This is a genomic window from Bradyrhizobium sp. RD5-C2 (assembly GCF_019972155.1).
GTDB lineage: Bacteria > Pseudomonadota > Alphaproteobacteria > Rhizobiales > Xanthobacteraceae > Bradyrhizobium.
In genome coordinates this window covers 207193-226628 of the sequence record NZ_BOVL01000019.1, presented here as the reverse complement: position 1 = coordinate 226628, position 19436 = coordinate 207193, and the positions used below count along the sequence as shown (strand labels likewise).

Genomic DNA, 19436 nt, shown 5'->3' with positions numbered 1-19436 from the left:
AGAAAAATGACCCCCACTCCTCCGAGACGCGTCGCGTGCTCTTTGGTGTGAGGGCCATGATCGCAAGCCCGCTTAGGCAGACTTCTTGCTGTTCTTGTCGTCGTCGACCTCGGTGAACTCCGCGTCGACAACGTCATCCTTTGCAGCGTCCTTGGCCGCATCGGCCTCAGCCTGCTGCTTGTACATTGCCTCGCCGAGCTTCATCGAAGCCTGCGCCAGCGTGTTGGTCTTGGCCTTGATCGCCTCGGCGTCGTCGCCCTTCAGCGCTTCCTTGAGGTCGCTGACGGCGTCTTCGATGGCGCGACGATCCGTCTCCGGAATCTTCGAGCCGTGCTCCGCCAAAGCCTTCTCGGTCGAATGAACCAGGCCATCGGCATGGTTCTTGGCGTCGACTGCTTCGCGGCGCTTCTTGTCCTCGGCCGCATTGGCCTCGGCGTCCTTGACCATCTTGTCGATGTCGGCCTCGGACAGACCGCCGGATGCCTGGATCCGGATCTGCTGTTCCTTGCCGGTCGCCTTGTCCTTGGCCGAGACGTTGACGATGCCGTTGGCGTCGATGTCGAAGGTCACCTCGATCTGCGGCATGCCGCGCGGGGCCGGCGGAATGCCCATCAGATCGAACTGGCCGAGCATCTTGTTGTCGGCCGCCATTTCACGCTCGCCCTGGAAGACGCGGATGGTGACGGCGCCCTGATTGTCTTCGGCCGTCGAAAACACCTGGCTCTTCTTGGTCGGGATCGTGGTGTTGCGGTCGATGATGCGGGTGAACACGCCGCCCAGCGTCTCGATGCCCAGCGACAGCGGGGTCACGTCGAGCAGCAGCACGTCCTTGACGTCGCCCTGCAGCACGCCGGCCTGGATCGCAGCACCGATCGCGACGACTTCGTCGGGATTGACGCCCTTGTGCGGCTCCTTGCCGAAGAACTGCTTCACCACTTCCTGGATCTTCGGCATGCGGGTCATGCCGCCGACCAGCACCACTTCGCCGATCTCACCGGCGGTCAGGCCGGCATCCTTCAGCGCCTTGCGGCACGGCTCGATGGTCTTCTCGACGAGGTCGGCCACCAGCGCCTCGAACTTGGCGCGGGTCAGCTTCATCGTCAGATGCTTCGGACCGGTCTGGTCAGCCGTGATGAACGGCAGATTGATTTCGGTCTGCGTGGTCGACGACAGCTCGATCTTGGCCTTCTCGGCGGCTTCCTTCAGGCGCTGCAGAGCGAGCTTGTCGTTGCGCAGGTTGATGCCCTGCTCCTTCTGGAACTCGTCGGCGAGGTAGCCGACCAGGCGCATGTCGAAGTCTTCACCACCGAGGAAGGTGTCGCCGTTGGTCGACTTCACCTCGAACACGCCGTCGCCGATCTCGAGGATCGAGACGTCGAAGGTGCCGCCGCCGAGGTCGTACACCGCGATCGTGCCGGCCTTCGTCTTGTCGAGACCGTAGGCGAGCGCGGCTGCCGTCGGCTCGTTGATGATGCGCAGCACTTCGAGACCGGCGATCTTGCCGGCATCCTTGGTGGCCTGACGCTGCGCGTCGTTGAAATAGGCAGGAACCGTGATGACGGCCTGATCGACCTTCTGGCCGAGATGCGCCTCAGCGGTCTCCTTCATCTTCTGCAGAATGAAGGCCGAGACCTGCGAGGGCGAATAGGTCTTGCCGTCGGCTTCGACCCAGGCATCGCCGTTCGACGCTTTGACGATCTTGTAGGGAACGAGCTTCTTGTCCTTCTCGACCATCGGGTCGTCATAGCGGCGGCCGATGAGGCGCTTCACCGCAAAGAACGTACGCTCGGGATTGGTCACCGCCTGGCGCTTCGCCGGCTGTCCGACAAGGCGCTCGCCATCGTCGGTGAAAGCAACGATCGACGGCGTCGTTCGCATGCCCTCGGCATTCTCGATCACCTTGGCGTTCTTGCCATCCATCACGGCGACGCACGAATTCGTGGTGCCGAGGTCGATCCCAATGACCTTACCCATGGTTTTGATATCCTCTTTGCTAAGGCAGGTTGGTGTTGGGCCCTGACGGCGCTCCGTACCGAACCCCCAGACGTTCACATACTCGCGATATTGCGACGGTGAGCCTGATATAGGAGAGAGGGTCCTGCCCGCAAGGACTGGACGCAACGTTGAGGCCTGAAAAGACTGACGTTTGAAAGATTGTGTCAGTCCGGCTGCGGCCCCGGTTCAAGCCCAAACCAAGTTAACGGATCGGCAATGATGCCGCCCGCCGTCGACCGCGACGTCAGCGGCGCGACGTCAGCGCTGTTGAGTGAACGCTCACAAACGTCGTATGCGAGAGCGGCGCACGGGTCGAGGGCGCGCTGTTTGGCCGCTGGCGGCCGCAGGTGGTCGCTCCTGGAAACCTCGGGAAACTGGAAAGTGCCCGCCAATCAAGGCGAAAAGCCCATGGAATCGAGCCGGCTGGCCTGGAGCGGAGATTTGGCGGCCTGTTGCAGGGCCATCAAAACCGCTAAAAGCGGTTCGACTGAAGAGGCCATCCAGCCCTGCATCGGCCCCGTTGCGCGGCCACCAAGCAAAACCGGTAGATCCCCCATGACGCCTTTTCGAGTTCTCGTTGCGGTTGCCTTGCTGATTGCTGCCACCTGTCGTGGCTATGCCGCCGATGTGGTGTTTCCGCCGGGCGCGCATGTCGGGATGAAACCGCTGGTGGGCCTCGTCCGCGCCAAAGCCTTCATCGGCTTCGAGACCGAGGACCAGGGCGTCAAGGTCCTGATCGCCGACCTGCCCGCGGACGCCTACAACGAGGTCGTGACCGCCTTCAAGGCCAACCCCGCCGGCACCGGAAACATCAAGCCCGAAAGCCTCGAGACGCCGGCCGGCCTCGCCTACTACACCGTGGAGAGCGCCCGCGACGGCGCCAGCAATGTGCGGCGCTACTCCATGATCCTGCCGGGGCCGACCTTCTCCGGCTATGTCGCGGTGCAGGTGCCGGAGAACGCGAGCAAGATCTACACCGACGACGCCGTCCGGCAGATGTTCGCCTCCGCCGAAATCCGCAAGGATGTGCCGGTCGACGAGCAGCTCGGCATGATGCCGTTCAAGGTCACCGAGCTCAGCAGCTTCAAGAACATCCGCATGCTGGCGCCGGGCGCAGCGCTGCTGATGGCCGACGGCGACGACAAGGCCCTTGAGGCCAAGCCCTTCATGCTGCTCGGCATCATCACTTCGGCGCCGGCCACGCCCGACGATCGCGGCCGCTTTGCCCAGCAGATCGCCACCACGATCCCCGGCGTGCGCGACGGGCGGATCACGATGTCCGAACCGATCCGGATCGACGGCCAGCCCGGCTTCGAGACCCGGATCGACGCCGTCAGCGGCAAGGACAACACCCCGGTGACCATCGTGCAGTGGCTGCGGTTTGGCGCGCAGACATCGCTGCGCATCATCGGCAGTTCGCCGCGCACCGATTGGGAGACGGCCTTTCCGCGCTTCCGCGCGGTCCGCGACGGCATCCAGCCGCGCGGCTGATCGGGCCGGTCGCAAGGCCGGTCGAAAAAATCCCACTTTCGTCGTTCGCCGAACGGAACTAGCCTCCTCGCGCGGTATCAAAGCGAGGAGGGGCGCGATGTTGGATCGACGACAGATAGTTGCAGGCCTCGGCACGTTGGCGCTTGCGACTTTGGTTCCGAAAAGTCTCTGGGCGGCTGCGATCAAGCCCGACGATGGCTCCGCGCTGCTCGTGATCGACGTCCAGAACTGCTTCCTGCCAGGCGGCAGCCTCGCGGTGAAGGACGGCGAGCAGGTGGTGCCGGTCATCAACAAGATCGCCAAGAGCTTTGCCAATGTGGTGATGACGCAGGACTGGCACACGCCCGGACACGTCTCGTTTGCCTCGGTCCATGCCGGCAAGAAGCCGTTCGAGACCGTCGATCTCGCCTACGGCAAGCAGGTGCTGTGGCCGGACCACTGCGTGCAGGGCACCGACGGCGCCTCGCTGTCGAAGGAGCTCGCGATCCCGCAGGCCGAGCTGATCATCCGCAAGGGCTTTCACAAGGACGTCGACAGCTACTCCGCCTTCACCGAAGCCGATGGCAAGACCACCACCGGGCTTGCCGCATATCTGAAGGCGCGCAATGTCGAGCGGGTTTTCGTGGCCGGGCTCGCCACCGATTTCTGCGTGGCATGGACCGCGCTCGATGCCCGCAAGGCCGGCTTCGAGACCTATGTCGTGGAGGACGCCTGCCGCGGCATCGACACCCAGGGATCGCTGGCCAAGGCCTGGACCGACATGGACAAGGCCGGCGTCAAGCGGATCCAGTCGTCGGATATCGCGTAGGCATTCCGCGCGAGAGCCACATGGCTGAGCTCGAGGCCCCCGTCGCATTCGACTTCGCGCGGCGCTCGCCGTCGCCGCGCATGACAGGCCTGATTGTCGGGATGACCGGCTATCGCGAGACCGCGGCAGGCCGCTTCTTCCACCGTCAGACCGCTCCCCTGATCGTGCCGTTGATCATCAGCTTCGGCTCGCCCTATCTGATCGCGCTCGCGCGTCAGCCTGGACCATCCGACCGTCAGCTGAGCTTCACGGCCGGACTGCACGCCGGCCCCGTCAACATCGAGTCCGACGGCTGCGCCGAATCCGTGCAGGTGGATTTCACGCCGCTTGGCGCCTATCGCTTCTTCGGCGGCGCCATTGCCGAGCTCACCGGGCGCATGGTCGATCTTGGCGATGTGCTGGGCCGCGATGGGCGGCGGCTGCGCGAGCAGATCGGCGCCGCACCGTGCTGGCGGCGCCGCTTCGACCTGATCGAGGATTTCGTGCTTCGCCGCCTCGGCCGCGGACCGTGCGAGGAAGTCGCGTTCGCTTATCGAATGTTGGCGCGATCGGGCGGCACCGCCCGGATCACGGCGATCGCTTCGGAGATCGGTTGGAGCCGCAAGCACCTCGCCGGCCGGTTTCGATCCGAGCTCGGCCTCGCGCCCAAGCCGGTGGCGCGCATGATGCGCTTTCATCAGGCTTGCCGGCTTGCGCAGGCTGGCACAGCCCACGGCTGGGCCGCGATCGCTGCGGAGAGCGGCTACGCCGATCAAGCCCATCTCGCGCGCGAGTTCGTCGAGTTTGCCGGGGAACCACCGACCGCCTGGGCACGCCGCCTGACGCTGACCGACAGCCGGCTGTCCCATTCCGGCGAGCTGCTGGCCGACTGGTAACAAACCTTCAAGCCGAAGCCGGATTGCCTCGTGCAGAGTGGCGCCATCAGCCCAGGAGATGAGCCCCCATGACGCACGACATCGAACCGCCCCGCATCTATCCGACCCTGCGCTGCAAGGACGCCGAGGCGATGATCGTCTGGCTCAAGACCGTGATCGGATTCACCGAGCACGTGGTCTACCGCGACGGCGGCGTGATCCACCACGCCGAGCTCGCCTACGGTTCCGCGATGCTGATGCTGGGCCAGAGCCGCGACGATGCCTATGGCAGGCTGGTCGGCGATGCCACCGGCCGCCGCACCGATTCAATCTACATCGCCGTCGACGATCCCGTCGCCCTGCATGCGAAAGCCAGGGCGGCAGGTGCAAAGATCGAAATGGAACTGCGTGACACGGATTATGGCAGCCGCGATTTCGCCTGCCGTGATCCGGAAGGAAATCTCTGGAGTTTCGGCACCTATTGGCCGAAAGCCCACGAGAAGCCGCTGCCGTGAAACGACAGCGGCAAGCTCACGCTTCAGGGCCGGTGTCGGACCGATCAGACCGTGATGTCGGCGCTCGGAGCGGCCTTGGCGCCGCCCTTGGAGACGCCGACCAGCGCCGGACGCAGGATGCGCTCGCCGATCATATAGCCGGCCTGCACGACCTGCACCACCGTGCCCGACGGCACCGAGGTGTCCGGCACCTCGAACATCGCCTGCTGGAAGTTCGGATCGAACTTCTCGCCGATCGGATCGAACTTCTTGACGCCGTTCTTCTCCAGCGCGTTGAGCAGCGAGCGCTCGGTCAGCTCGACACCTTCGATCAGCGCCTTCAGGCCGGGATCGGCCGATTCCTTGGTCTCGGCCGGCACGGCATCGATGGCGCGCTGCAGATTGTCGGCGATATCAAGCACGTCGCGGGCGAAGCCGGTGATGCCATAGGTCTTGGCGTCGGCAACCTCGCGGCGGGTGCGCTGACGGAGGTTCTCCATCTCGGCCAGCGTGCGCAGCGTGCGGTCGCGCGCCTCGGCCAGTTCCTTGGTCAGCGCCTCGGCCGATCCCACCTCGGGATCGTCAGGCATGATGTAGGGCTTCGAGACCACGGGCTCACCCGTCGGCGCCGAATTCTCGGTGTTGTCATTGGCCCGGTTCGGATCGGTCATGGCTTGCCTTCTCGAAAACTCGCGTCGGTTCAAATCTTGGGGATTGCTGCCCGGGATATCGTGCTTTGAGCGGCGAAAATCAAGCGCAACATACCGGCTTCGGGAACAGGGATCTCCGGCTTGAGCAACGAAAACCGTCAACTGAAAGCGAAATCCACTCCGGTCAGCCGCCCAGCATCTTGCTGACGATGCGGGCGGCATAATCGACGGTCGGGATCACCCGCGCATAGTTCAGCCGCGTCGGTCCGATCACGCCGAGCACGCCGACGATCCGGCCCTGGGCGTCGCCATAGGGCGCGATGATGGTGGAGGAACCCGACAGCGAGAACAGCTTGTTCTCCGAGCCGATGAAGATCCGCACGCCCTCGCCGCGCTCGGCACGGCCGAGCAGATCGATCACGCCGCGCTTGGTCTCGAGATCGTCGAACAGCGACTTGATCCGCTCGAGATCGTCCAGCGCATGCAGATCCTCGAGCAGATTGGCGTGACCGCGCACGATCAGCTGGCGGTCCTCGTTCGCGCCGCCGGACCAGCTCGCGATGCCGGCCGCGACGACCTTCTGTGTGAGCTGATCGAGCTCGGCGCGATTCTGCGTCAATGCGGTCTCGAGCTCGAGCCGCGCTTCGGCCAGCGTCCGGCCACGGATCCGCGCATTGAGGAAATTGGTCGCCTCCGTCAGGGCCGAGGACGGCACGCCCGGCGGCAGCGCCAGCACCCGGTTTTCGACCTGCCCGTCTTCGCCGACCAGCACGACCAGCGCTTTCTCGGGCTCCAGCCGCACGAATTCGATATGCTTCAGCCGCGCATTCGATTTCTGCGTCAGCACCACCGCCGCCGCACGGGTCAACCCCGACAGCCGTGTCAACGCTTCGCCAAGCGCTGCCTCGACCGATTGCGCACGGTCGACCGCCGCAAGCTGGGTCTGGATCGATTGCCGCTCGGCCTCGGTGAGGTCGCCGACCTGCATCAGGGCGTCGACGAAGAAACGCAGGCCGAGTTCGGTCGGCAGCCGTCCGGCCGAGGTGTGCGGCGCATAGATCAGGCCGAGCTGCTCGAGATCCGACATCACATTGCGGACCGAGGCCGGCGACAACGGTAATGCGATCAGGCGCGAGATGTTGCGCGAGCCGACCGGCTCGCCGGTCGCAAGATAGCTTTCAACGATTTGACGAAAAATGTCGCGCGACCGCTCGTTGAGCTGGGCGAGCCCGGCATGCGGGGCGATCAGGCCTATCGGATCGTGGTGCGTCACACTCCAGTCCTTCACAATTGCTGCCTAATCTGTCGCTCCCGGAGGCCGGTGACAAGCATCCATTCGGCTCCCTGGCACCCGGACCATTCCGGGGCCAAAACCCATGCCAAACCCTTGCCAAAACCCTTGCCGCTGCCGCTTCCCCCTCCTACAAGCACGCCCAGCCCTATCTCTCGGAATTCTGGAGGATTTCCATGCGGCCAAGCCGCCGTGCGCCCGATGAACTGCGTCCCGTGTCGCTGGAACGCGGCGTCGTCAAATATGCCGAGGGTTCCTGCATGGTGAAGTTCGGCGACACCCATGTGCTGGTGACCGCCACGCTGGAAGAGCGGTTGCCGCCGTGGCTGAAGGGCCAGGGCCGCGGCTGGGTCACCGCCGAATACGGCATGTTGCCGCGCGCCACCCTGGAACGCACCCGCCGCGAGGCCTCCGCGGGCAAGCAGGGCGGCCGCACCGTCGAGATCCAGCGGCTGATCGGCCGCTCGCTGCGCGCGGCTGTCGACCTCGAGGCGCTCGGCGAGCGCCAGATCACGGTCGATTGCGACGTCATCCAGGCCGATGGCGGCACCCGCACCGCCTCGATCACCGGTGCCTGGGTGGCGCTGGCCGACTGCATCAACTGGATGAAGACCCGCAACATGCTGAAGACCAACGTGTTGCGCGACAACGTGGCGGCGATCTCCTGCGGCATCTATCAGGGCACGCCGGTGCTCGATCTCGATTATGCCGAGGATTCCGAGGCCGACACCGACGCCAATTTCGTCATGACCGGCGACGGCCGCATCATCGAGGTCCAGGGCACCGCCGAGAAGACGCCGTTCTCGCAGGACGAGTTCCTGGCGCTGATGGCACTGGCGCGCAAAGGTGTCGCGCGTCTGGTCGACTTGCAAAAGATCGCGGTGGCGTAGTCAGATTGGCCATGCATCGCCGAATCACCGGAAAGCTCGTCATCGCCACCCATAATCCCGGCAAGCTTGCCGAGATGCGGGAACTGCTGGCGCCGCACGGCGTGGAGGCGGTGTCGGCTGGCGAGCTCGGCCTCGCCGAGCCCGAGGAGACTGGCGACAGCTTTCGTGCCAATGCGGCGATCAAGGCCATCGCGGCCGCGAAGGCGACGGGATTGCCGGCCTTCGCCGACGATTCCGGCCTCGTGGTCGACGCGCTCGACGGTGCGCCCGGGATCTATTCGGCGCGCTGGGCCGGCGAGGGCAAGGACTTCATGGCGGCGATGACTCGGATCGAGCGCCTGCTGCAGGAACGCGGCGCCACTGCGCCGGAGCAGCGCAAGGCGCATTTCGTCTCCGCACTGAGCGTGGCCTGGCCGGACGATCACCTCGAAGAGGTCGAGGCCCGGGTCGACGGAACCCTGGTCTGGCCGCCACGCGGCACCGCCGGATTCGGCTATGATCCGGCGTTCCTGCCGGACGGTTACACACGGACCTTTGGCGAGATGAGCAGCATCGAGAAGCACGGCCTGCCGCCGCTCGGACTCGGCCTGTCGCATCGCGCCCGCGCCTTCGTGAAGCTCGCGGAGATCTGCCTTGAGCCACGCTGAACGAGAAGCTTTCGGCGTTTACGTGCACTGGCCGTTCTGCCTGTCGAAATGCCCGTATTGCGATTTCAACAGCCACGTCCGGCATGCGCCGGTCGACGAGGCGCGCTTCGTGCGCGCGTTCGCCCGCGAGATCGAGACCACAGCCGCGCGGGTGCCGGGACGCGAAGTGTCCTCGATCTTCCTCGGCGGCGGCACGCCTTCGCTGATGCAGCCGCAGACCGTCGGCGCCGTGCTCGATGCGATCGGCAAGCACTGGCAGGTCGCGCGCGACGTCGAGGTCACGCTCGAGGCCAATCCGACCAGCGTCGAGGCGACGCGCTTTCGCGGCTATCGCACAGCCGGCGTCAACCGGGTCTCGCTCGGCGTGCAGGCACTGGACGATGCGTCGCTGAAAGCATTGGGCCGCTTGCACACCGCGCGCGAAGCGCTCGACGCGGTTGCGATCGCGCGAAGCGCATTCGACCGTTACTCGTTCGATCTGATCTACGCGCGTCCCGACCAGACGCCGCAGATGTGGGCCGATGAATTGAAGCAGGCGATATCGGAAGCGGCCGAGCACCTGTCGCTCTATCAGCTCACGATCGAGGAAGGCACACCGTTCTTCGGGCTGCATGCCGCCGGCAAATTGCAGACTCCGGATGAAGCGACCGCGCGCGCGCTCTACGACGTGACGCAGGAGGTCTGCGCCCGCGAGGGACTGCCCGCCTACGAGATCTCTAACCACGCCCGCACCGGCGCGGAGTGCAAGCACAACCTCGTCTATTGGCGCGGTGAGGAATATGCCGGCATTGGTCCCGGCGCACACGGTCGGCTCGACATCGACGGCGTCAGGCACGCGACCGCGACCGAGCGGCGCCCCGAGGCCTGGCTGTTGAACGTCGAGGAACGTGGCCACGGCGTCGTCACCGACGACAGCCTCAACAGCGAAGAACGCGCCGACGAATTCCTCTTGATGGGGCTGCGGCTCGCCGAAGGCATTGACCCCACGCGCTATGCGAAGCTCTCCGGCCGTAAGCTCGATCCGCACCGGATCGCGATGCTGCGCGAGGAAGGCGCGATCGCCGTCGATGCCGATGGACGGCTGCGCGTGACCAAGTCGGGATTCCCGGTGCTCGACGCGGTCGTTGCGGATCTCGCCGCCTAGAGCCTATCCCGTTCCGATTGAATCGAAACGGGGCTCTGGATTCTTATTTTGACGCGTTTTCTTCACGCGAACCGGTATCGCTCGAAAACGCTCCAGGCGAACGCCGCTAAAATATCGAAAACAACCCCATGCAAAGTAGCTGGCGGGCACCGGCGCCTCGACAGGGCAGCTAGACCGCCTGACGAAAATCAGGCGCCAAAGCTCTTCGGCGAGCCTGCGACCGGCGTGCTTCCAGCCGAAGCCACCTTCATGACCGCAAGGCCACGCTCATTGGTGCCGTCGGAGCGGAAGCGGAACAGGCCGTCGATGCCGGCAAAGCCGGATGGATTGGTCAGCGTCTCCGGCGCAAAGCGCTGCGCGCCTTGGGTGCGCGCCAGCGCCGCCATCAGCGCCACGGCGTCATAGGCAAGCGTTGCGGTGCGCACCGGCTCGCCGCCGAATTTGGCGCGATAGCGGCCGGCGAAGCCGCGGAAACCTGACGGATCGGGCGCGGCGTAGAGGCCGCCTTGCAGGACCGGGCTCGCGAACACCCGCGGATTGTCCCACAACCCGGTACCGAGCAGCTGGATGTTGCGCAGATTGGCGCCCGCCGCGGTCAGCGCATCGGCGGTAGCGACCACCGAATCGCCGTCGTCGGCGAGCAGCAGCGCGTCGGCCTGGCCCAGCGCCTGGGCCACAGTCCGCGCCGGCGTCGCGCGATCGGCGCCATATTTCTCGAATGCGATGACGCGGCCGTTCTTGCGGCCGACCGCCTGCTTGAACGCGGCCTCGACCACATTGCCATAGGCGTTATCAGGCACCATCGCGGCGAACGAGCGTTTTCCGATCCCCGAGGAATAGTCGACGATCCGATTGATGTCGGACTCCGGCAGGAAACTCAGGAGGTAGACGCCGTGCCCGGCGACGCTCGAATCGGTGGAGAATGCGATCACCGAGGTGCCGCGCGGCCGCGTCAGTTGCGCGGTGGGCGGCACCGAGCCTGCGAACAGCGGCCCCAGAATGATCTCGGCGCCCTCGGACAGCGCCTGCTGGGTGCCCTGCGCCGCGCCCTGCGGGCTGCCGCCATCGTCCTTGATCAGGAGCTGAATGTTCGGGTTCTGAAATTCCGCGAGCGCCATTTCGGCGGCGTTGCGCATCGACTGCGCGGCGAGCCCGGCATTGCCGGACGCGGACAGCGGCAAAATCAATCCAATCTTGACCTGCCCGGTGCCGACCGCCTGCGGCTGCTGCTGCGGACCGGCAGGCCCAGCTTCGGGGTTGCTGCTAGAAAACTGGCTCAAGCTCTGCTGGATGCCGGAACAGGCGGTCAGCAGCGGCGCGCCCACAATCAGGCCAAGCGCGGTCCGCCGGGTCGTGCCCGACGGCGGGGACGTACGGTGATGCGGGCCTTCCATCGTCTCTCTTCTCTTGACCGACCAGGATCGGCCAGGACTCCATCCAGCTCTGATGAGGCGGGTGGATTCAGGCATATTGTCGGCGAATAGTTAACTAAAACAAAAGGATTATGGCCCTGCGGCGCCGTTGCCGCGGCCTCCATTTCCCTCCCCTCAGGCGGCGTTCCGTCACCGCCATTTGCGGATGTGGCGCAAGCGCTGCCATCCCTCTAGATTGGCATTATGCGCGCAAAAGCCAGTTCCCTCCACCATTCGGATGCCACGACGGGCACTGCGGCCAAAACCTTTTCGATCGGCGGCCAGCAGCTCGCGGCACCAAAGGCCGCGCCAGGGCTCCATCTGGTGGCGACCCCGATCGGCAATCTGGCCGACGTCACCCTGCGCGCGCTCGAGACTTTGGCGGGTGTCGATGTCATCGCCTGCGAGGACACCAGGATCACGCGTCGGCTGACCGAGCGTTACGCGATCACCGCCGAACTGGCACTTTACCACGAGCACAACGCAGCCCAGGCCCGGCCCAAGATCCTCGAGCGGCTGGCGCAAGGCGCCGCGATCGCACTGGTTTCCGACGCCGGCACGCCGCTGATCTCCGATCCCGGCTTCAAGCTGGTGCGCGACGTCTGCGCCGCCGGGCATGCCGTCATCGCGGTGCCGGGGCCATCGTCAGTGCTGACTGCGCTGTCGGTTGCGGCGCTGCCGACTGACCGGTTCTTCTTCGAGGGCTTCTTGCCGTCGAAGGAGCACGCGCGCCGCGCGCGGCTCACCGAGCTCGCCCGGATCGATGCGACGCTCGTGATGTTCGAATCCGGCAACCGGGTGCAGGACACGCTGCGCGATCTCGCCGCCATCATGGCCGGCCGTGACGCCGCGATCTGCCGCGAGCTGACCAAGCTGCACGAAGAGATCAAGCGCTCGCCGGTCGCCGAGCTTGCGGCAGGCGCCGACGCGCTGGAGACGCGCGGCGAGTTCGTGCTCGTCATCGGGCCGCCGCCTGACGACGCCGGCGTGATGGGCCAGGACGCGCTCGACGATTTGTTGCGCGTGCAGCTCGCGCGCGGCAGCGTCAAGGATGCGGTGGCGCATGCGGTCGAGCTGTCGGGCCGGCCGCGCCGCCAGGTCTACGCCCGAGCGCTGGAGCTCGCGAAGACCACCGGGGATGGCGATGGCGAAGACTGACAGCGCCTCGCCCGAACGCGTCGCCGCGTTCCGCACCGGCATCTCGGCCGAAAGCCGCGCCGCGGCGCTTCTGATCGCCAAGGGCTATCGCATCCTGGCGAGGCGCTTCCGCACCCCCTATGGCGAGATCGACATGGTGGTGCGGCGGCGCAATCTGCTCGCCTTCGTCGAGGTCAAGGCCCGTGCCAGCCTCGACGACGCCGCCTATGCAGTGACGCCGCGCCAGCAGCAGCGCATCGTCAATGCCGCCCAGGCCTGGCTGATGGCGCATCCCGAACATGCCGAATTTGATCTCAGATTCGACGCCGTGCTGATTGCGCCGAAGAGCCTGCCGCGCCATCTGTTAGCGGCATTCGACGCAAGCCCTTAAAGTTACCCTCAGACCTCGCGGGACACGCTTATGAAATTGAAGATCGCCGTCCAGATGGATCCCATCGCGCGCATCAACATCCGCGGCGATTCGACCTTCGCGCTGCTGCTCGAGGCGCAGAAGCGCGGCCACGGCATTTCCTACTACACGCCCGACAAGCTGTCGCTGCGCGGCGAGGAGCTGGTGGCGCCGGTGCAGTCGCTCACCGTGCGCGACGAGGTCGGCGATCACTTCACGCTGGGCGAGCCGAAGCGAGAGGCCCTCAATGGCTTCGACGTCGTGCTGCTGCGGCAGGACCCGCCGTTCGACCTCGCCTACATCACCTCGACCCATTTCCTCGAGCGCATCCATCCGAAGACCCTGGTCGTCAACGATCCGGCCAGCGTGCGCAACGCGCCGGAAAAGCTGTTCGTGATGAATTTCCCGCAGCTGATGCCGCCGACCCTGATCTCGCGCGACCTCGACGAGATCAACGCGTTCCGCGACCAGCACGGCGCCGTCGTCATGAAGCCGTTGCACGGCCATGGCGGCGCCGCGGTCTTCCGTGTGATGCCGCAGGACATGAACTTCGGCTCGCTGTTCGACATGTTCTCGGTCACCTTCAAGGAGCCGTGGGTGATCCAGCGCTTCCTCCCCGAGGTGAAGCATGGCGACAAGCGCATCATCCTGGTCGACGGCGAATTCGCCGGCGCCGTCAACCGCGTGCCGGCCGCGGACGATCTGCGCTCCAACATGGTGCGCGGCGGTGCGGCCAAGGCGACCGAGCTCTCGGATCGCGAGCGCGAAATCTGCGCCACGCTCGGACCTGCGCTGCGCGAACGCGGCCTGCTGTTCGTCGGCATCGACGTGATCGACGGCAATCTGACCGAGATCAACGTGACCTCGCCGACCGGCATCCGCGCCATCCAGCGGCTCAACGGCCCGGATGTCGCAGCGATGATCTGGGATACCATCGAGAAGAAGCGCGCCGCGAAATAATCCTCCTCCCTTGTGCGCCGCACAGGCTGGCTGAATTTTAGCCAGCGTACGGGCGCGTGTGCGTTCGCCTTATTCTACTTGCCAGCTTGCGCGGGCGAGGGCAGCATTCTCTTGCCTGCGTCAGGTCAAGCGGCGGGTCAACGCGGGCGACAACGCGAAAACATCATAAAAATTGTGGAGGAAGACGTTATGACGCTCAATGTCTCACGACGATCCTTGCTCGCGCTCGGTGCCGGTCTCGGCGCCAGCACACTTCTCGGCAGCACTGCACAGGCACGCGCGCCGAAGCTCGGCACGCAGACTCCCTATTGGCACCGCTTCGTTCTCGGCGATGCCGAAGTGACCGTCGTCTCCGACGGCCCGCTTCCGCTCGGCGATCCCTCCGGCACCTTCACCGGCGTGCCGAAGGAAGAAGTGAAGAAGATGCTCTCCGACAACTTCCTCTCGCCCGACAATGTCGTGCTCGAGCAGAACTCGCCGATCGTCAACATGGGCGACAGGCTGATCCTGTTCGATACCGGCATGGGCACCTCGAAGGCGTTCGGTCCGACCACCGGCCGGCAACAGAAGAGCATGCAGGAAGCCGGCATCAAGCCGGAGGACATCGACGCCGTCGTGCTGTCGCACGCGCATATCGATCATATCGGCGGCATCGTCGGCGCCGACGACAAGCCGCTGTTCCCGAATGCGCAATACTACATCGCGCAGAGCGATCTCGATTTCTGGACCGACGAAGGCAAGATGGGCAGTCCGTTGAAGGACTTTGTGGTGCACGCGCGCAAGAACCTGCTGCCGGTGCGCGACCGCATCGTGTTCTTCAAGGACGGCCAGGAATTCCTGCCCGGCGTGACGGCGATCGCAGCGCCCGGCCACACCGTGGGTCACTCCATCTTCATGGTGAGCTCGGGCGGCAAGTCCTTTGCCTTCCTTGGCGATCTCTCGCATCACGCGGTGCTGCTCTTGGAGCGGCCGCGGATGGAGTTCTCCTACGACACCGATCCGAAGCAGGCGGCGAACTCACGGGTCAAGCTCCTTGAGATGCTGGCCGCGAACAAGACGCCTGTGATGTCCTATCACTTCGCCTGGCCGGGCTACGGCCACGTCGCCAAGGCCGGCGAGGGCTTCCACTACTATCCGGAACCGATGCAGATGACGTTGTAACGCCGGCGCATCCGGGGTCGGCGCGTGTCGCCCCCGGATGTTCCCTTAATGTTCTTGCGCTGGGCAGTCCGCTCCGCTACCTTGGGTGGCGGAAGATAGGGGCAGCATGGTCCAGCGGGTTTCCACCGTCGCATTCGAGGGGATTGAGGCCCGTGCGGTCGACGTGCAGGTGCAGGTCGCGCCGGGACTGCCGGCGTTTGCAATAGCGTTGTCAATTAACCCCCAATGGTGGTAGGTCGCTGACCGGTATCCGGTCGAGGCGGGCTAATTCTTTGAACAGGCGGGCATACTCTTACTTGCGGCTCTCTACAGGACCGCAGCTCAAAGGCGACGGCAAGCGTCGTCAGCTGAAGGCTTCTAGGGAATACGCCGAGGCAAATGGGCTGGAATTAGCCGAGGACGCTCAATACGAGGATCTTGGGGTGTCGGCCTTCAAGGGCGCCAACGTTCGCGGTGGAAAGCTGGGTCTATTCCTTGAGGCCGTTCAGTCGGGAGCGGTGAAACCCGGCTCTTTCCTCTTGGTCGAATCGCTCGATCGGCTGACCCGGCAGGAGTTGCTGAAGGCCCAGTCCCTCTTTCTCAGCATCATCCAAGGCGGAATTAATGTGGTTACGCTGGCTGACGGCCGGTTGTATCCGGCCGGTACCAACGACCTTGGTGACCTGATCTACTCACTCGTGGTGATGGCTCGGGCGCACGAGGAATCACAGATCAAGAGTCAGCGAATTGGGGCCGCGTGGAAAAACAAGCGGACGCGCGCCGCTTCCCAGATACCCATGACAAAATGGTGCCCCGCATGGGTGAAGCTGGCGGAGGACCGAACCTGCTATGAGCCGATTCCAGAGCGCGTTGAGATAGTGCGAGGCATTTTTGAGGACGCGGCATCGGGAATGGGTGTCTATTCTATCACGACGGCTTGAACCAACGCGGCGTGCCGACCTTCGACAGCCCAAACGGCTGGCACACGTCGTATGTCACAAAGATCCTTTGTAACCGTGCTGTGCTGGGAGAGTTTCAACCTCACCGCAGAGTGGATGGAAAGCGTGTCCCTGATGGCGAACCGAGCCGGGCCTATTATCCGGCTATTGTCGATGAGGCACTGTTCTACCGAGCCCAGTTAGCAAAATCGGAACGAAGGATTTCGGGAAAGGGCCGGAAGGGCGCTGCTTTCACCAACCTGTTTTCCGGCTTGGCTGCCTGCGCCTACTGTCGTTCCCCAATGAAGCTGGAGAACAAGGGGGCCGGTCGCAAAGGAGGAACCTATCTGGTCTGTGACGGAGCATTGCGCAAGCTGGGGTGCCCCGGCATCAGATGGCGGTATCGAGATTTCGAGACTTCGTTCCTCGCGTTCGTGGAGGAGGTCGATTTGGACGGACTGACGAACGAAGCGGCAGAAAGCGCGAAGTTGAGGCTCGCGTCCGACATCGCGGCGGTCAAGGGCGAACTGGCTCAGGTCGAACAACTCATGGAAAAGACCTTTGCGGTTCTGGTGACCGGCGGCTCGATTGAGTTCGTGACTGCCAAGCTAAAGGAGCAAGAAGCGCGGAAGGCTGAACTTTTGAAACGCCATCATTCGTACGAAAACGAGCGAGAGCAGGTGGTATCGCGCCAAGATCAAACTCATCGCAGCAAGGAGGAGGTTCGAGAGCTGATCGAACGCGTTCAGCGCGAAGGAGCCCCCGAGATGTTCAAGCTCCGAGCGCGACTGGCGTCGCATCTGAAAGTGCTGGTCGAGCATCTTTTCGTCGCGCCCCTTTTGGTACAGCCGAAGGAGCACAAGACAATACGTCACCAAAAGAGAGACGGTCGCTACTTCGAGGTCTGGCTGCGCAATGGTCCTGGCAGGGCCGTCTATCCTGCCATACGCGACCCGTTGAGATATGACGAACAAGTCGTCGTTTGGGACGGTAAGGGGGGCCCGCCCCGCGTCTCGCTCGCCACGGCCATCGACCTGTCTCATGTCACTCCGTCTCGCCCCAACTGACAACGCCCTGCGGATTTGGATCGGCTCCAAGCGGATTTCTCGGGAAGACAAGGGTCAGAGATGAGCCCTGCTCGCACAATCGACCCTAGTCATCTTCATCTCTGAACCTGAAGGACACGGTGCCCTGGTCGGTGTAGACGTCAACTTTCATGGGGTCGCAGGTGTAAACGGTCTGGTGCTCGTCACCGAGGGTGAACTTCCAAGGGGGCGGGGGAGCCATCGCCTTAGCCATGATGACTACAAGCGAGTTGATCTTGTTAGCGTCAGAGTTACCCGAGTTTTGAATTTGCCCTTTCATTTGGTCAATGATGGTGCATTCCCGTTTGTTGTTGACCACCAGATCGATGACCGTGAATTCTCGATCGTCCTTTGACTGTATGTGCAGTCGCTGGCCGACTTGGCTGTCTCGGGACCACCAGACCTTCATCTTTGGCGGGTCTGTTAGAGCAAGCATTGAGCGCCCAGCGGAAATCAGGTTGCTTGAAAAGGCCTTTTGAACCGCAACCACGACAACGGGCAACAAGAAAATAACGAGAAGGAAGTTCAGGAGTTCGCTCGCCACCCTAAACCTGCGCACGTCGTTCCGGCCGGTCGAAGCAGCAGGTGTCTCGTGTTCCTCGCCAAGCGGTAAGGTGCCCGGCGGAGAACCGCCGCCTTGTTGGAGTCCTGCATTCGCGCGAGCTTGACCTGGTTCAGTATCAGCCACTTCTACCCCCGGTGCATGTCCCGATTTGAGGCTTTAAAGCCGTGGGCTACTAAACCACAAGACGATTGGGTCCGTACATGGACCTGCGCCAACTTTTTGCGGCCAACCTCCGACGCATCCGGCATGATCGGAAGCTCTCTCAAGAGCAGCTGGCGCACGACGCCGGGGTGGACAGGGCCTACATGAGCCGGGTCGAGCGGGCAGTGACCTGGGTGGGCCTGGAGATCATCGGGAAGCTGGCGGACGTGCTGGAGGTCGATCCGGTCGAATTCTTTCGGCGCCCAACCAGGCCAGCCTCCCGGAAGAAGGCTGAATAGGTCGTGCCCGCCCCTGCCGAGCTCACCGGTCATGTGGGTCCGGACCAAGTCAGCCTTCTACCCGCCCGGCCGGCGATCTATGGACGGGCATCCGGCCCAGGGGCGACCGGGCACGGTGCCGCTAATTGTGCAAAAGATCACCAGTTGGCCGTGCTCTGACAGGACAGACGGCGGTGACCGAATCCCGATGGGCAGATCCACCTCAGGCCGTCTCTTTCGGGCAGGCCCGAACGAACGTCCGGCAAGTCACCCGCGTCACTGCATCCAAGCACCGACCGCACACAGGCGCGGTGAAATGCTTTTTGGTTCGATGGTTATAGCAGTGGTGGTCGACGACGGCGTTGGTCATGACGCCGTCTGTCTCCCAACACGTCCTGCACCACACCCGCATGGCCATAATCATCGTCTTTAGAATCGCCCGGCGGGCATGACTCAACATGCCCGCCGGGCGGCTGAGCTCTCAAGCGGCCTTCCGGGGCTTTCCGATCGCTCCGGTCTTGGCGGCCTGACTAAAGATGGCGTCCAACTCGCCGGCTCGAACCGCGCCGATCAGGGCATCGATCACGGCGGGAAGCTTGTCCTTGGAGCCGACGACGATGCCGGCCTTCCCCTTCTCGAACTCGATCGGCTTGGCTCCGAACTTCACGGACATGACTACCTGGCCGGATGGGTCGGTCTTCCACCAGGGCTGGACGGCTTGCTGCTTGGTGGTGGCCTGGCGCTCGCCGTTGACCTTGGTCCAACGCTGGACGACGCGGACGTGGTTGGGATCGCTCAGGAGCAGCTTCTGCTCCTCCAGCCTAGAGATGAACTTGGTCCTGCGCATCTGGACCGGGTCATTGCCGGCCTTGGGCAGCGCGGTGAACGAGAGCGACTTGAGGATCGGCATTTGGGTTCTCCGTTGATGGATAAACCCGCCCGATTCTAACTCGATGCATGGCGATGTACATGCTGTAGCTCGCCGACTTAGTGCGGCCCTTTTTGTCCGCGTCGGATGCTCGAAATTCCTCTTCCTAGCCCCACTTCGGCGCCGGTTTGATTCCCGACCTACTCATTGGCTTTCATCGGAAGTCACCTTGCCGTAGG

General features: G+C 64.1%; 20 protein-coding genes and 1 pseudogene. 15 read left to right on the top strand and 6 right to left on the bottom strand.

What is annotated here, in order from left to right; translation table 11 throughout:
• Nucleotides 1-72: 72 nt before the first annotated feature.
• Nucleotides 73-1974: a molecular chaperone DnaK gene (gene dnaK / locus BraRD5C2_RS22095; RefSeq protein ID WP_223971437.1), complete on the bottom strand. Its 1902-nt coding sequence runs from the start codon at nucleotides 1972-1974 to the stop codon at nucleotides 73-75.
• A 576-nt stretch (nucleotides 1975-2550) separates the two neighbouring features.
• Between dnaK and BraRD5C2_RS22090 the strand changes: the two genes are divergently transcribed.
• The 4 genes from BraRD5C2_RS22090 to BraRD5C2_RS22075 all read left to right on the top strand — a co-directional run bounded on the left by BraRD5C2_RS22090 (nucleotide 2551) and on the right by BraRD5C2_RS22075 (nucleotide 5663).
• Complete coding sequence (locus tag BraRD5C2_RS22090; protein WP_223971435.1) at nucleotides 2551-3486, top strand: hypothetical protein; 936 nt, start codon at nucleotides 2551-2553, stop codon at nucleotides 3484-3486.
• 97 nt (nucleotides 3487-3583) lie between these two features.
• Entirely contained in the window at nucleotides 3584-4294 is a 711-nt protein-coding gene (gene pncA / locus BraRD5C2_RS22085) for a bifunctional nicotinamidase/pyrazinamidase (protein WP_223971433.1), read from the top strand.
• A 20-nt stretch (nucleotides 4295-4314) separates the two neighbouring features.
• Entirely contained in the window at nucleotides 4315-5169 is an 855-nt protein-coding gene (locus BraRD5C2_RS22080) for an AraC family transcriptional regulator (protein WP_223971431.1), read from the top strand.
• A 68-nt stretch (nucleotides 5170-5237) separates the two neighbouring features.
• Entirely contained in the window at nucleotides 5238-5663 is a 426-nt protein-coding gene (locus BraRD5C2_RS22075) for a VOC family protein (protein WP_223971429.1), read from the top strand.
• 44 nt (nucleotides 5664-5707) lie between these two features.
• Here BraRD5C2_RS22075 and grpE read toward each other — a convergent pair whose 3' ends face one another.
• Nucleotides 5708-6313 (bottom strand): nucleotide exchange factor GrpE, encoded by a 606-nt coding sequence (gene grpE / locus BraRD5C2_RS22070; protein WP_223971426.1) that lies wholly within the window; start codon nucleotides 6311-6313, stop codon nucleotides 5708-5710.
• A gap of 163 nt (nucleotides 6314-6476) precedes the next feature.
• Nucleotides 6477-7565, bottom strand: coding sequence for a heat-inducible transcriptional repressor HrcA (gene hrcA / locus BraRD5C2_RS22065; RefSeq protein ID WP_092120971.1), 1089 nt, complete (start codon nucleotides 7563-7565; stop codon nucleotides 6477-6479).
• Nucleotides 7566-7759: 194 nt separating this feature from the next.
• On the opposite strand from hrcA, the gene rph reads away from it, so the two are divergent.
• Genes rph through hemW form a run of 3 tightly spaced genes read left to right on the top strand, consistent with a single transcriptional unit; the run spans nucleotide 7760 to nucleotide 10264 of the window.
• A complete protein-coding gene (gene rph / locus BraRD5C2_RS22060; RefSeq protein WP_021078183.1) occupies nucleotides 7760-8473 on the top strand; it encodes a ribonuclease PH in 714 nt (237 codons plus the stop codon).
• Between the two features lie 11 nt (nucleotides 8474-8484).
• Nucleotides 8485-9120 (top strand): RdgB/HAM1 family non-canonical purine NTP pyrophosphatase, encoded by a 636-nt coding sequence (gene rdgB / locus BraRD5C2_RS22055; protein ID WP_223971424.1) that lies wholly within the window; start codon nucleotides 8485-8487, stop codon nucleotides 9118-9120.
• Nucleotides 9107-10264, top strand: a complete 1158-nt coding sequence (gene hemW / locus BraRD5C2_RS22050) for a radical SAM family heme chaperone HemW (protein ID WP_223971420.1) — start codon at nucleotides 9107-9109, stop codon at nucleotides 10262-10264. The genes rdgB and hemW overlap by 14 nt, the downstream gene beginning before the upstream one ends.
• Before the next feature lie 188 nt (nucleotides 10265-10452).
• Here the strand turns inward: hemW and BraRD5C2_RS22045 are convergent, their stop codons facing one another.
• On the bottom strand, nucleotides 10453-11658 hold the full coding sequence (locus BraRD5C2_RS22045; protein WP_223971417.1) for a penicillin-binding protein activator: 1206 nt from the start codon (nucleotides 11656-11658) through the stop codon (nucleotides 10453-10455).
• Between the two features lie 222 nt (nucleotides 11659-11880).
• Here BraRD5C2_RS22045 and rsmI point away from each other — a divergent pair, with 222 nt between their 5' ends.
• The 7 genes and pseudogenes from rsmI to BraRD5C2_RS22015 all read left to right on the top strand — a co-directional run bounded on the left by rsmI (nucleotide 11881) and on the right by BraRD5C2_RS22015 (nucleotide 17327).
• Nucleotides 11881-12834, top strand: coding sequence for a 16S rRNA (cytidine(1402)-2'-O)-methyltransferase (gene rsmI, locus BraRD5C2_RS22040; RefSeq protein WP_223971414.1), 954 nt, complete (start codon nucleotides 11881-11883; stop codon nucleotides 12832-12834).
• A complete protein-coding gene (locus BraRD5C2_RS22035) occupies nucleotides 12821-13204 on the top strand; it encodes a YraN family protein (RefSeq protein ID WP_223971411.1) in 384 nt (127 codons plus the stop codon). Before rsmI ends, BraRD5C2_RS22035 begins: the two co-directional genes overlap by 14 nt.
• A gap of 30 nt (nucleotides 13205-13234) precedes the next feature.
• A complete protein-coding gene (gene gshB / locus BraRD5C2_RS22030; RefSeq protein WP_223971408.1) occupies nucleotides 13235-14182 on the top strand; it encodes a glutathione synthase in 948 nt (315 codons plus the stop codon).
• Between the two features lie 189 nt (nucleotides 14183-14371).
• The gene (locus BraRD5C2_RS22025) at nucleotides 14372-15343 is read left to right on the top strand and encodes an MBL fold metallo-hydrolase (RefSeq protein WP_223971405.1); all 972 of its coding nucleotides are present in this window, start codon (nucleotides 14372-14374) and stop codon (nucleotides 15341-15343) included.
• Between the two features lie 106 nt (nucleotides 15344-15449).
• Nucleotides 15450-15548 (top strand): annotated as a pseudogene (locus BraRD5C2_RS39705) (ATP-binding protein); the annotation flags it as partial.
• A gap of 91 nt (nucleotides 15549-15639) precedes the next feature.
• Complete coding sequence (locus BraRD5C2_RS22020) at nucleotides 15640-16263, top strand: recombinase family protein (RefSeq protein WP_249788357.1); 624 nt, start codon at nucleotides 15640-15642, stop codon at nucleotides 16261-16263.
• A gap of 11 nt (nucleotides 16264-16274) precedes the next feature.
• Entirely contained in the window at nucleotides 16275-17327 is a 1053-nt protein-coding gene (locus BraRD5C2_RS22015; RefSeq protein WP_249788356.1) for a recombinase zinc beta ribbon domain-containing protein, read from the top strand.
• Between the two features lie 85 nt (nucleotides 17328-17412).
• On the opposite strand, the gene BraRD5C2_RS22010 is transcribed toward BraRD5C2_RS22015, so the two are convergent.
• On the bottom strand, nucleotides 17413-18033 hold the full coding sequence (locus BraRD5C2_RS22010; protein WP_223971397.1) for a hypothetical protein: 621 nt from the start codon (nucleotides 18031-18033) through the stop codon (nucleotides 17413-17415).
• 77 nt (nucleotides 18034-18110) lie between these two features.
• On the opposite strand from BraRD5C2_RS22010, the gene BraRD5C2_RS22005 reads away from it, so the two are divergent.
• Nucleotides 18111-18350, top strand: coding sequence for a helix-turn-helix domain-containing protein (locus BraRD5C2_RS22005; RefSeq protein ID WP_223971395.1), 240 nt, complete (start codon nucleotides 18111-18113; stop codon nucleotides 18348-18350).
• A 460-nt stretch (nucleotides 18351-18810) separates the two neighbouring features.
• Here BraRD5C2_RS22005 and BraRD5C2_RS22000 read toward each other — a convergent pair whose 3' ends face one another.
• Entirely contained in the window at nucleotides 18811-19239 is a 429-nt protein-coding gene (locus BraRD5C2_RS22000) for a DUF6641 family protein (protein ID WP_223971392.1), read from the bottom strand.
• Between the last annotated feature and the right edge of the window lie 197 nt (nucleotides 19240-19436).